Annotated in this window: 7 protein-coding genes; all 7 read left to right on the top strand. The window is 40.9% G+C overall.

What is annotated here, in order from left to right:
• Positions 1-7 precede the first annotated feature (7 nt).
• Genes A9P82_RS10295 through A9P82_RS10265 form a run of 7 tightly spaced genes read left to right on the top strand, consistent with a single transcriptional unit; the run spans position 8 to position 14,276 of the window.
• The gene (locus tag A9P82_RS10295) at positions 8-3,196 is read left to right on the top strand and encodes a SusC/RagA family TonB-linked outer membrane protein (RefSeq protein ID WP_066207547.1); all 3,189 of its coding nucleotides are present in this window, start codon (positions 8-10) and stop codon (positions 3,194-3,196) included.
• Positions 3,197-3,200: 4 nt separating this feature from the next.
• Positions 3,201-4,970, top strand: coding sequence for a RagB/SusD family nutrient uptake outer membrane protein (locus A9P82_RS10290; RefSeq protein WP_066207545.1), 1,770 nt, complete (start codon positions 3,201-3,203; stop codon positions 4,968-4,970).
• A gap of 47 nt (positions 4,971-5,017) precedes the next feature.
• The gene (locus A9P82_RS10285) at positions 5,018-8,068 is read left to right on the top strand and encodes a SusC/RagA family TonB-linked outer membrane protein (RefSeq protein ID WP_066207543.1); all 3,051 of its coding nucleotides are present in this window, start codon (positions 5,018-5,020) and stop codon (positions 8,066-8,068) included.
• Between the two features lie 27 nt (positions 8,069-8,095).
• Positions 8,096-9,742 (top strand): RICIN domain-containing protein, encoded by a 1,647-nt coding sequence (locus A9P82_RS10280; RefSeq protein WP_082915315.1) that lies wholly within the window; start codon positions 8,096-8,098, stop codon positions 9,740-9,742.
• Positions 9,743-9,774: 32 nt separating this feature from the next.
• Complete coding sequence (locus A9P82_RS10275; RefSeq protein ID WP_066207539.1) at positions 9,775-10,950, top strand: DUF5005 domain-containing protein; 1,176 nt, start codon at positions 9,775-9,777, stop codon at positions 10,948-10,950.
• Positions 10,951-10,973: 23 nt separating this feature from the next.
• Complete coding sequence (locus tag A9P82_RS10270; protein WP_082915314.1) at positions 10,974-13,130, top strand: GH92 family glycosyl hydrolase; 2,157 nt, start codon at positions 10,974-10,976, stop codon at positions 13,128-13,130.
• A 21-nt stretch (positions 13,131-13,151) separates the two neighbouring features.
• Complete coding sequence (locus A9P82_RS10265) at positions 13,152-14,276, top strand: glycoside hydrolase family 130 protein (RefSeq protein ID WP_066207536.1); 1,125 nt, start codon at positions 13,152-13,154, stop codon at positions 14,274-14,276.
• Positions 14,277-14,482: the final 206 nt, after the last annotated feature.

The raw sequence follows: 14,482 nt of genomic DNA, 5'->3' as shown, positions 1-14,482 counted from the left end.
GATATTTATGAGCAAACATTATTTGAAAATATATGTATTATTCACCATCCTGTTCTTATCAACTTCGGTTTGTGTAACAGCTCAAGTGGATTCAAGTAATCTTGAGAATAATAATGATACATCTTCTGTTCTCGGTGGAATTATAGTGGATGATTGGGGCAAGCCGTTAAGCAAAGTAAACGTAGTGAATAAAAATGGAGATCTGTTATCTGTAACGGATGTTCAGGGAAAATTTGATTTGCCGGCTGGCAGTTATCAAAAAGTGTATGCTATTCACGCAGGATTTGATAAAGCTGTTATTCATATTGGTAGCGAAAAGAATATTGTCTTTAGAATGCATCAGTCTTATTTATCCGAATATCAAATCCGCAACAATATCGTTTATGATAACAGCCTCGATTCGCTGATGAGCGGGAAACTAAAAGTGCTGTATGGCGATGAGAATGCATCCGGTTTTCTCGGTGCAACCTCTACAGTTTATGGAAATGAAATAAGCAATACGCCGGCTCCGCAATATACTTATGCTTTGCCGGGAAGGCTTTCGGGGTTGAGCGTAATTCAGCAACAGGGATTTTATTTGCCGCCGCTTGGTGCTCAAACGACACAAGATATTTTTGTCGGAAATATACCTAACAATAATAGTGGTGCAGGACCAACCGATAACAATCAGTTTAATATTCAGTTGAGGGGTCATGCCGGCAGCGCAGGACAATCACCGATAGTGGTTATTGACGGCGTACAGAGAGAAATGTATTCGCTCGACCCGGAAGAAATTCAATCGGTCTCCATTTTGAAAGATGCATTGTCGAATATATTATTAGGACAAAACAGTTCAAGAGGCGCATTGGTAGTAACTACGTTACAACCCAAAATCGGCAAGCCCCATTTGACTTTTTCTGCGGAAACCGGTATTCAAAATTCTCCCGGATTACCCAATCCTTTGCCCGCGTATAAATATGCTTATTTATTAAACGAAGCTTTGCTGAACGATGGCAAAAATGCCGCTTATACGGCGGACGATTTTACTGCATACCGCGATGGTTCAGACCCCTACGGGCATCCTGACGTGGATTGGTACAAAACGATTATAGATAAGAATGCGATAATGAACCGTTATAATCTCAACGTTACAGGAGGTACTAATACAGCCCGGTATCTGGTTTCACTTGGTTATCTTAATCAGGATGGATTTTTTAAAACATCGCCGGACAACAGTTACAATACCAATCTGAACTTAAAGAGATACACCATTGATTCAAAAATATTTTTCAAAATCAATAAGGACTTTGACTTAGGATTAAATATCATCGGTCGGCTTCAAAATCACAACCAACCCGGTGCGGGAGCATCAAGTATTTTAAGCGCCTTACTCACAACGCCGAACAACGCCTATCCCGTTTATAATCCCGATGGTTCATTCGGAGGCACGACAAATTATTCAACTAATCTCTTAGCACAAACTACAGGTTCCGGTTATCTCAGCGAACAGGAGCGGGATATTCTTGTTAATCTCGACCTGAATTACAGGCTTGACCGCTGGATTAAAGGATGGTGGTTCAAAGCCAATGGCAATGTCTCTGTGCAGTCTGCAAGTTATCTTAATCGCAGCAAGCAGGTTCCTGTATATGCTATGACGGTTAAAGACGGCGATACTACTTATCAAAGATATGGCAGCACGGTAAACCAGAACAACACTTATACCACTACTTCGTGGGCAAGATATTGGTATGCGAGAGCGCAAACCGGTTATGATACGCACATTGGAGATAACGCTTTCGGTGCATTATTAATGTACGACCAAAGACAAACATTACTCAATTACGATTTGCCGACTGTTCAAACTAACTATGCCTTTAAGGGATATTACAATTATGCTGAAAAATATTTTGCAGAAGCAGCTGCAGATTATGGCGGGTATGACAGATACGAAAGTGGTCATCGGTACGGCTTGTTCTACGCAGGTGGACTTGGATGGGATATTGCAAAAGAAAATTTTGTTCGGAATAATATCAAGTGGATTGACAAATTTAAAATCAGAGCGACTTATGGTAAAACCGGAAACGCCAATGTAGATGATTACGGATATTATATTTGGCTGGCGCACTTTTCTCAATATGTTCCGTCTTATCAAATCGGAAGCTCCTATCCTGCGCCCACGGGAAGCCAGGAAAATGCAACACTTCCCAATGTGAATGCTACCTGGGAAAAGGCAAAGAAATTAGACATCGGCACAGACATTTCTTTGTTTGATAAACATCTCCAATTCACTTATGATTATTATCACGAAAGATATTATGATGTAATGCAAACGAGAGGCAAAAGCATTGCTTTGATAGGTGCTAATTATCCTGCGGAAAACATCGGTGTTGATTTATATACAGGTCACGAATTTTCGCTGACCTATCAGAATGCTGCTAAAGATTTCAATTATTTTGTTACAGGCAATGCCTCTATACAGCAATCGAAGGTTGTGTATATGGATGAGCAGTATGAAAAATATGCATGGAACGTACATACAGGGTTACCTGTCGGCGAAAGGTTTGGGTTAATGACAGACGGATTTATCCAGTCGGCAACCGAAGCAAGTAATACGGCAACTATTGCAGGTTATACGCTTGTACCGGGAGATGTAAAATACAAAGATTTGAACAATGACGGCGTTATCGATGCTTTTGATATTGCGCCTATTGGTACAACTAAGCCAAAGATTTTCTGGGGACTGACATTCGGCTTTTCTTATAAAGGAATTGAATTCAGCACCTTGTTGCAAGGTATTTTGAACAACGAAATCTATGCAGACAATTTACCGATTGACGCCGGCTTCCAATCACAAAACAATGGTTACGGGCAAGCGTATGAACAGACAGAAACGCGCTGGACTCCCGAAACAGCAACAACTGCAATTTACCCGAGATTAACTGCCGGTGGCAATGGATATAATTATGCTCCGCTATACACATCCAGTGCTTTGTTTTTACACAAGGATAATTATTTCCGTATAAAAAATATAAGCCTCGCTTACAATCTGCCTTATAAATGGATTAAACATTTAGGCGGAATAGGCGGCATCAAAATATTTGTCAATGCACTCAATCTGTACACTTATGCGCAGTATAATTTAGTTGATCCGGAAATTTCATTGACAAATTATCCGCTGCAAAGAGTGTTTAATACAGGCATCAATATAAAATTATAATCTTATGCTTCAGAATAAATATAGCACGAAAAAAATTTTATTAAACTCAATAGCCGGAATTTTACTCATAGGCTTATGTATAGGATTTTCTTCCTGCGCCAAAGATTATGAAAAAATTCCTTTGGGTCAGGAACAGTCTATCGATTTAACTTTTGACTCCCATGATTCGGCAGGAACTTATGCTATTGAATTTCTAAATACAGTTTATAATGATGCGCTGTTTAGTGGTCACAACAGAGTTGGCGGCGATTATTTGGATGCTGCTTCGGACGATGCCATATCTTCTTACAATGGCTTGTCTGCCGTAGAGCAAATAGCAACAGGTGCTTATACGGCAACTCAGCCGAACAGTGATGATATTTGGACACAAAGCTATAAAGCTATCAGGGCAGCAACTATATTCATTGTAAATATAGATAGAGTGCCGATTATCGAAAAATTGCCCGATGGAAGGTCTGCCCGTTCGGCTTATAAAGCGGAAGCCCGTTTTCTCCGTGCATGGACATATTTTGAATTGATAAGGCGTTATGGAGGCGTTCCCTTGCTGGGCAATACTGTTTATGAAATAACGGATAATGTGGAATTACCAAGAGCGAGCTTTCAGCGATGTATTGATTACGTGGTAAGTGAATTGGATGCAGCCAAAGATAGTTTGAGAACACAACCACAGGTAAATAGCACCAACTATGGACGCATTACTCAAGGTGCTGCAATGGCTTTGAAAGCAAAAGTACTGTTATATGCCGCAAGCCCTCTTTTCAACGGCGGCAATATAGATGACGGCGATTCTCTTACGGGATATGCGGATTATGATAAAAACAGGTGGAAGCTTGCCAAAGATGCAGCCCAAGCTGTTATTAATCTGGGTACTTACGCTTTGATGCCCAATTATTCCGATGTGTTTACAACACAGGCAGAACCTATTGCCGGGAATACCGAAACAATCTTTTGGAGACAAAACGGCAATAATACTTCGGTTGAAACGGTCAACGGTCCTATAGGATATACTTCTGCGGGCGGTTCGGGAAGAACAAGCCCTACGCAAAATTTGGTAGATGCATTTCCAATGAATAACGGGCTTGCAATTACCGATGTCAATTCGGGCTATGATGAAGCTAATCCTTATACCAACAGAGACCCGCGTTTGAGCGCGACGGTCTTTTACAACGGAATGCTTTGGTTAAACCGTGCAATAGAAACTTTTGATGGTGGGCTTGATAAGCCGGGCGGAACATTACAGCAAACAAAAACCGCTTATTACATGCGCAAGTTTATGGGAAATTTTGAGAGTGTCAGCGGCAGTCCTGTTTATTCAAATACCAATCATGACTGGATATATTTAAGATATGCCGATGTTTTATTGGAATATGCCGAAGCCGCCAATGAGTATGAAGGACCAACCTCAGATGTTTATAATGTACTTTATTCTTTAAGGCAAAGAGCGGGAATTACAGCGGGAGATAATCAATCCTACGGATTGCAACAAGGAATGAATCAAGACCAGATGCGCGAAGCCATAAGAAATGAAAGAAGAATAGAAATGGCATTTGAAGAGCAGCGTTACTGGGACATCAGAAGATGGAAAATCGCCGACAGTCTGTATGCAAAGCCATTACGGGGAATGGACATACAGCAGTCAAGCAACGGACAGCTTTTTTATAATGAAATACAGGTTTTAACGCCAAGTTTCAGCAGCCCGAAAATGTATTTTTATCCGATACCATATACTGAATTTGTTAAGGATGAAAACATGAAACAGAACCCGGGATGGTAGCAATATTTTGTACAAAATAATTATAACACAGTTTATCTTTTTTCTCAATGAAGAAACTAATATTTTTTACTCTTTTTTTAGGTAGTTGTTTTGCCGGTTTGGCGCAGCAGACTGTCAGAGGATTTGTGCGGGATTCCGCCGGACCTTTGAGGGATGTAACTGTCATTGAAAAAGCTAATCCGAAGAATGGAGTCAATACCGACAAGAACGGGTTCTTTACAATTACGGTAAACAGCGATACTTTAAGTGTGAGTTTTGTCGGCTACGAGACGAAACAAGTAATAACCAAAGGAACATCGTTGCTGAATATCGTTTTGGATAAAACCAACAGTTCTTTAAACGACGTGATTGTTGTAGGTTTTGGTACAACCAAAAGAGTTACCAATACGGGTTCGGTAGCTTCCATTAATGCAGAAGAAATCAGGAGAATTCCAACATCCAGCGTACAAAATACGTTAGCAGGCAGGTTGCCCGGTTTCTTTGCCCAGCAACGTTCGGGACAGCCGGGAAAAGATGCGTCCGATTATTTTATCAGAGGTGTAAGTTCTTTAAATTCTGCCGGTAACCAACCGTTAATTATTGTGGACGGTATTGAATATACCTATGAACAGCTGGCGCAAATAAATGTAAATGAAATTGAGAGCATATCCATTCTGAAAGATGCATCTACAACTGCGATTTACGGTATTAAAGGTGCGAACGGCGTATTGATTGTAACTACGCGCAGAGGTAAATTGGGGCATCCGAGTTTTAATCTCATTCAGGAAACAGGCGTGCAGACGCCGGTAAGAACGCCTAAGTTTTTAAATGCTTATAATACTGCGAAACTGGTTAACGAAGCATACACAAACGATGGTCTTGTAGCGCCATTTAATCAAAGCGATTTTGATGCTTTTCAAAACGGAGATGACCCCTACGGACATCCGGATATTGATTGGTACAAGGCTATTATGAAACCTTATTCCACACAGTCAAATTCTAACCTGGATATTTCGGGCGGAACGGCTTCTGTTAAGTATTTCGTATCCGGAGGTGTCTTTAGCCAGAACGGTCAGGTCCGGGATTTTTCAACGAATGAAGACGGTGTGAATACCAATTATTTTTACAGAAGATATACGGTAAGGTCAAATCTCGATATACAGGTAACACACAATTTCAGCTTAAGGCTTGACCTTACGGCGCGTTTCGGCGATATCAACCAGCCGTATAATCAGAATGTAACAAGCGACATTTATGATTTTACCAAGTATCATCCTTATTCAGCGCCGTTTTTAAATCCCAATGGAAGCTACGCTTATGCGTATGATACGCAAGACCAGTTACCGACTATTAATGCATTGCTTGCAACAGGCGGTTACAGCAGACAAAGAAGAACCGATTATAATTCGCTCGTACAATTTAATGAAAAATTGGATTTCCTTGTTAAGGGGCTTTCTTTAACAGGAAGAGTTGCCTATGCGGGTATAGAACAGAATACCCTGAACCTTGCACGACCTTATGCTTTCCCACCGTCTTATCATTTCGACCCGAGGGACAGCTCGTACACGCTCAACACCGGCGTAAGCTCCGGCGGATATACACTAATCGGATACAGAACTATCGCCAATACCGATTTGAAAGACCAGCGCGTAAATATGCAGTTGTATCTGAATTATAAAGCAACGTTCGGAAACCATCATATCAATTCATTATTGCTTTGGAACCAGGAAAATTATGAGAATTATGTAATAGCAGCAGCGCCGCAAAAGTTCAGAGGGTTTTCCTATAAAATAGGATATGACTATGACCAGAAATATCTTGTGGATTTTAATGTCGGCTATAATGGTTCGGACAGGTTTGAAGCAAAGAAAAGATATGGCTTTTTTCCTGCAATCGGTTTGGGTTGGAATTTAAAGAAAGAAAATTTTATGAAAAATGTTCTTTCTGGGTTCAGCTTGTTTAAATTAAGAGCTTCTTATGGCGTTGTAGGTTCGGATGTTGCTCCGGGCGACCAGTATTTATATCAGCAGGTATATGTTACAGGCGGGGGTTACAGCTTTGGTCAATCGCCGCAAGGCAGAGGAACTATTTATGAAGGTGCTTTAGGCAATAATGATGTTACGTGGGAAAAGAAAAGAAGTTTAGATATAGGTCTTGATTTCAATGCATTTAATGATAAGATTTCCGTAACGGCAGATTATTTCAGAGACTACAGGTACGACCAATTGGTAACAAGAGGCGATATTCCTGAGATACTCGGAATAGGCGTATCGCCCACAAACGTAGCGAGAACAGTCAATCGCGGTTTCGATGGAACTATCACTTATAAAGATAAAATAGGCGCGATGAATTATAGCGTTGGAGTTGTATGGTCTTATGCGAAAAATAAAATTTTATATGAAGCCGAAGCTTCGCCAAGATATCCCTGGTTGGCTGCAACCGGAAAGCCGATAAACCAGCCGTTCGGCTATGTATTTGAAGGCTTCTATTCCCAAGCTGATGTCGATGATGCTTCTGTGCCGAAACCATCGACGGCAATAGCCATTCAGCCTGGCGATTTGAAATATAAAGATTTGAATGGCGACGGTGTAATTGATGAGAATGACAGGCAGGCAATCGGTCATCCTAATTTACCGACTACAACATTGGGGCTTCCGATTAATTTAAGCTACAAAGGATTTTATATCAATTTCCTTTTTCAGGGTGCGTTTGATTACAGTTTAGCGCTTACGGGCACTGCGATAGAACCGTTCCAAAGCCAGTTTCAGCCAATCCACGAAAAAAGATGGACGCCTGAGACTGCGGCTACTGCTGAATTTCCAAGATTGACGACCAATCCTACAACGGTAAATAGCCCTGCCGTGTATATGTCTGACTTTTGGTTGGTAAACGCATATTACATAAGGTTAAAAACAATCGAGTTAGGCTATCAGTTACCCAATAAAGTATTGCCTTTTAAAATTAATAATGCAAGAATATATTTCAGCTCTTACAACATTGCAACATGGAGTAATGTTTCAAAAAAATATCAGCAAGACCCGGAAGTGCAATCCAATACAGCAGGCGATGCGTATCTTAACCAGCGTGTGGTAACTTTAGGGCTGCAAATCGGATTCTGATTCATTGTTCTTTATTAAGTAAAAAATATGACAAGAATAGCTTTTTTCTTATGCTGTATATCGGTTTTGTGGTTTGGTAATACGGAAAGAGTACAAGCCGCCGTTGCTGTAAAGAATCAGTTACCGGAAGAAGTTACAGACGTAGATACAGCTTATGCGGTTTACTTAATTCAAAACGGCATGCATAAAAATTTTATGCAGGTTGCAGGAAATATTCTTTATAACGAAAAATATAGTGATGGCAGTAAAATAGTTCTGAATAAAACTGAATATTATAAAGATAAAATTGCAGGATGGCAGCAATGGTATGTGATTTACAATAAAACGGAAGATGGTAAAAAATATTATTACATCCGAAATGTTTTTAGTGGTAAGTTGCTGAAAGCACCTGATAACGGAACACAATTGCAACAATATTTCAAGTCAGATTCGTTGGCAGATGAAGAACTCTGGCAAATTAAACGTGTTGGCGCTACCGGTAAATTTTATATCATCAATAAAAAAACAAACCTTGCACTGAGTAGTTCCGATGCTTCGGCTGATAATATTCCTGTGGTTCTCAAAACGATAAAAAATAACGAAAACCAATTATGGTCATTTATGCCCCAATCTGCAGTTACTTATCGTGATGACGAAGTCGTAAAATTTTTCAACCGCAATAATAAAGCGCTCGGTTCAGTCGCATTTGACGAAGGAATGTCTATTCCTTTAAGCTACGGAGCGAACAAGGGAAAAGTGTTGTGGGTAACGCAGGATGCATGGGACGGCGAATCATTGCAGCTTAATAATAAATTTAAGTGTACCGATTATTTTCATTACAGAAACTCCGTGATGATACAACCTTCGGTGGATGATTGGAATCCCAATCACACGTTAAACATAATTCGTGAAGGCAGTCTGCAACATCGCCCCAAACAGATATGCGACGTGATGCCCCATTCGGAATTTGCATGGCCTTCAGCCGGCGTTGAAATAAGAAATCATGTATATCTGCAATGTGGGGAAGGAGACGGGCTGATATTTAAAAGACAGTCTTTGTATGATTTGACCGAGAGCGAAGGTCATTTATGGAAAGTGAAACGAACTGTTCCCGAAGGTTTGAAAAACGACTCTTTGATTAATTATGCAGCAGGAATGGTCAAACAAAATGACGGGTATGTCTATGTCTTCGGCACTATGGGAAAAGATTTTGGATATAAACTGAATGTGTACGTAGCGCGGTTCCCTGTTGGAAAGCCGCAATTATGGACATTTTGGAACGGGTCTTCGTGGACTTCGACACCTGTACCGGAAGATTCGGCAAGAGTAGCTGCCGGGCTGGGAACTGCTTCAATAGCGTATGTGCATCACAAATATGTAATGATAACAATGGATCAGGGGTTTAACTGCGAAGAAGAAAGAAATATTTATGCTGCCGTTTCCGACAGCCCGACAGGACCTTTCGGTGCACGCAAAAAGGTTTATTCTATTTGTGAATATATGTATGGCAGCTATGCAAGATATTATACTGTTGCGGTTCATCCTGAATTTGATAATGGTCACAATGAATTGTTGGTTACCTATTGTTTGAATTTTTCCGGCTGCGGCGTAAAGGATTGTAAAGATGGTTATTTAGACCCGTATTTTTATCGTGTAAAAGGAATACGGATTCCTTACTCTCAAATCGGTTTGTAAAACAATTTTGTAAATTTTAATTGTAAATTCTTATGAAAAGAATAAGTCTGTATATTCTCATATTATCAGCTGCGTCTTGCAGCCTCAAAAATGAATATGGCATTGCACCATATCACAGACCCGTTGATACGGCTTCAAACAACGATTCAACTGTTGATATTCGTAACGATACTACCATATTAAAGCAGATACAAAATACAGGTCAATGGGATGCTTCTGTGCAGGCTTATGAAGATTTGCAATACGATGCATATCTGACACGTTATTCCGGCTGGAACGGCGGCGACGGTAATTATTCCCATGTTATTAATGATACTACTACGCTGTGGACTTTTCAGGACAGCTTTATCGGTACCATAGATAATACGCGTAATCGCGACCCGGCTTTGAACAAGTTTGTAAGAAATGCAGCCGCTTTGCAGTATAACAAATCCCTTCAAAGTTTTGTTCAGTTAAATCAGGGAACGCTCAATAACAGTAAGACTTGGCTCATGTACGACAATCTGGAATCCAACGATACCAAAGAGCTTTACTGGGCGGGAGACGGACACGTCGTGAACGGAAAGTTTCAGCTTTTACTGGGGCATTTGGTATATAATAATTCCGGCGGCTTAGACCATCCGGGTACGGATTTGGCTGTTTTCAGCATTCCCGATATGGCTTTGGAGCAGGTAATAAAAAATAAAGTAAACGGCGATATAAGCTATGATGCAGGTATTTTTGATGACGACGACGGCTATACCTACATTTACGGAAACACTCAGAATTTTTTAGCTTACGATTTACACATTGCTCGTGCGCCTGATCATGACTTAACTGCCAATTGGCAATTTCTTACGGCTAACGGCTGGGCAGATAATCCCGATAATTATACGGTGTTGGAAGATGCGCAAACGCTGCCCAATATCATCAAGAAAAACAATAAATATTATATGATTAGTCAGGGAGCTGTGTACGGACATCAGATTTATCTTTGGGAGTCCAACAGTCCGACAGGTCCGTTTACAAACAGAAGAACCATCTATTACATTCCCGATTTTAGTTGGGGCGTTACCTACAATACTACGCTTCATCAATCACTGTCCACGCAAGGCGAATTAGTGATTGCGTATAATACCAATCCCAACGATTTCGCGGCAAACTTTAATGCGCCCGGCAGCGCCGACCTCTACAGACCGCATTTTGTAAGATTATATAATTGGGAATAATAAAATAAGAAACATAAGAAAGCATGGTAAGTATTTTGAAGAAGAGGAAATTTTTTCTGATATTTTATATATACGGTCTTATAAGTTTTAAAGCAGGCGCGCAAAACACAGATTATGCGAAAAAGGTCAATACGCTTATCGGAACGGAAGCCGGCGGAAATACTTATCCCGGTGCTACTTATCCGTTTGGGATGGTGCAGTTTACGAGACCTTATTTTTCAACATTGCAGGGTTTTGGCATTAATCAGTTGAGCGGCGCGGGCTGCGACCACATGGGTAATTTTCCGGTTCTTCCTTTAAACGGAAGGCTGAATGTTTCGCCCGATGATATTGTTCATCTCAGAACAACTATTTCAAAAGAATCGGGAACAGCGGGTTATTATAAAGCAACCGTCAATGATAACATATTGGCGGAACTGACTGTTACCAAGCGCACGGGCATGGCAAAATTTTCCTATCCTGCAAACAGCGAAAATGGAACGGTCATTATCGGCGGTGGCGTTGCATCTACGCCCACAACAGCTTCTGCCGTTGTTATTACAAGCCCGCATTCATGCGAGGGTTATTCGTACGGCGGTTCTTTCTGCGGTATATCAACGCCGTATAAAGTTTATTTCGCTGCGGAGTTTGATGCAGATGCCATCAACTTCGGTACATGGAAAGATAAAAAAATAACGGATAGCGCTTCTTTTGTCGAAGGCGCACATTCGGGACTTTATTTTGTGTTTAACCTAAACAAGACACACGTTATCAAATACAAAATAGGCGTGTCTTATGTTTCCGTAAGTAATGCAAAGGAAAATCTTCGCAAGGAAAACGCAGGATGGAATTTTGAATCAGTAAAGAACAACGCACAAAGCGAATGGAACAAATATTTATCCGAGATAGAAGTGAAAGATAAAGACAGCATTCACGTACAACAATTTTATACGCACTTATATCACGCATTAATTCATCCGAATATTTGTAACGATGTAAATGGCGAGTACATGGGCGCGGATGATAAAATTCATACAACAGTTCCTGCACATTCACAATATACTTCTTTCAGTAATTGGGACACTTACAGAACACAAATACAATTGCTCAGTATGCTCGAACCGGATATTGCTTCGGATGTAGTTTCTTCTTTAAAAGATTTTGCAGAACAATCGGGCGGCGGCTTCCCGCGTTGGGTGTTGGCAAATGTTGAAACAGGCATTATGCAAGGCGACCCAACTTCCGTTCTCGTTGCAAACGCTTATGCCTTCGGTGCAAGAAACTATGATACAAAATCTTTACTCAATATTATGCGTCATGGCGCGGAAGACAGTACCGCGCATTCGCAAAAAGAATTGACGAGACCGGGACTGAAACAATATCTGGAAAAAGGATTTTATAATGCATCCATTCAATTGGAATATAACAGTGCCGATTTTGCTGTTTCGCGTTTCGCATCCGATGCATGCGACGACCCTTATGTGAGCGCATGGTACGAAAGTCGCGCACAGGGTTGGAAGCATTTGTATAATCCTGAAAGAAAATGGTTGCAATCGCGCAATGCCGACGGCAGTTGGAAACGCTATGATGAAGACTGGCGCGAAGCCACGTATAAAAATTATTTCTGGATGGTTCCTTTTAATTTAAAGGCATTAATCGATACTATTGGCGGACAGAAAGTTGCCGAACAAAGATTGGATGAATTGTTTACAAGACTGGATGCTAATTACGGACAGGATTGGTTTGCCGCAGGTAATGAACCGGATTTTCAAATACCTTGGATATACAATTGGGCAGGCGCGCCGTACAAAACACAACAAGTCGTCAACAGAATAATTAAGGAAGAATATTTCGACAAGCCCGACGGATTACCCGGCAACGACGATTTAGGAACAATGGGCGCTTTTTATGTGTTTAGTTGTTTGGGTATTTATCCTGAAATTCCGGGCGTGGGCGGTTTTTCTATTAACAGTCCGTTCTTTTCGTCGGCGGTTATTCATTTAAAGAGCGGCGATGTAAAAATTACCGGCGGCAACGAAGACAAACCGTTTATCAGAAAAATGAAAATAGACGGCAAAGAATATAATAGCACATGGCTTCCTCTGAATTTGATAAAAAACGGCTGTGACATTAACTTTGAACTTGGCGGCAAGCCCGATAAAGCTTGGGGAACTTCCGTACCTCCGCCGTCTTTTAACTAATATTGCAAAAAAATACGAACCATGCAGAAGAGCGTTCTCAGTCTTATTTCATTGTGCTTGTTTTTTCAATGCGCGTTTGCACAGCAATCATTGCCGTCTTGGTGTCTCGGACCCTTTGTGCGTCCTGATAATGTTAATCCGGTTATTACGCCTGATTCTGCTGAATTTTTCGACCCGATGTCAGAAAGTGTTATCAATTGGGAAGTGAGCGACGTGTTTAATCCCGCAGCAGTAGTTAAAGACGGAAAGATAAACATTTTGTATCGCGCAGAAGATAACAGTGCAGTCGGCATCGGCAGTCGCACATCAAGAATCGGTTTAGCCGAAACAACCGACGGCATACATTTGAAACGCCATAAAAAGCCTGTATTATTCCCCGCTGATGATAATGAAAAAGAGCACGAATGGCGCGGCGGTTGCGAAGACCCGCGAGTTGCTGTTACAGAAGACGGAACTTACCTGATGCTTTATACGCAATGGAACAGAAAAGTGCCGCGCCTTGCTGCAGCTTTATCGAAAGACTTAGTTCATTGGAAAAAATACGGTCCCGTATTTCGTACTGCGCTCAACGGCAAGTATTATAATATGGCTACAAAATCTGCATCGATTCTTACAAAAGCAGTTAACGGAAAATTAGAGATAACAAAAATCAACGGGAAATACCGGATGTATTGGGGCGAACAACACGTTTATGCCGCAACTTCGGATGACTTGGTAAACTGGACTCCTTTGGAAAATGCAGACGGCAGTTTGAAAGAATTGGCTTCCCCGCGAAAAGGTTATTTTGACAGTCAGCTTACGGAGTGCGGTCCGCCGGCGGTTCTAACGGATAAAGGAATTGTACTGCTGTACAACGGAAAAAATGCAGCAGGCGAACAAGGCGATAAGCATTATACGGCAGGCGCATATTGTGCAGGACAAATATTGTTCGACGCAAAAGAGCCGACTAAAATATTAGAACGCCTTGACCAACCGTTTTTCAAGCCTGAAGCTGAATTTGAAAAAAGCGGGCAATATCCAGCAGGAACTGTTTTTGTGGAAGGTCTTGTTTTGTATCATCACAAGTTGTTTTTGTATTATGGCTGCGCCGATTCAAGAGTGGCAGTGGCTGTCTCTTCGGTTAATCAAAGCATATTGGACAGATAATAAGTCAGAGAAAAAATGAACTTGTTGGCAAATAAGTATTGCCTTTCTTAAGTTAAGTATAATAAAGAATTTATTATGAAATGCTCATCAGTCTTCGTCATATCCCGATCGATGAAATGTGGCAAAGTGGAATTCATCTGACAATTAAAAACAATAAACAGATTAAATAATTTTTTATGAGAGGCATACAAAAGTCGGTTAGGCGT

The sequence above is a fragment of the Arachidicoccus sp. BS20 genome (assembly GCF_001659705.1).
GTDB lineage: Bacteria > Bacteroidota > Bacteroidia > Chitinophagales > Chitinophagaceae > Arachidicoccus.
Note: the sequence above shows the minus strand (reverse complement) of the source record. Positions and strands in the feature narration are given on the sequence as shown.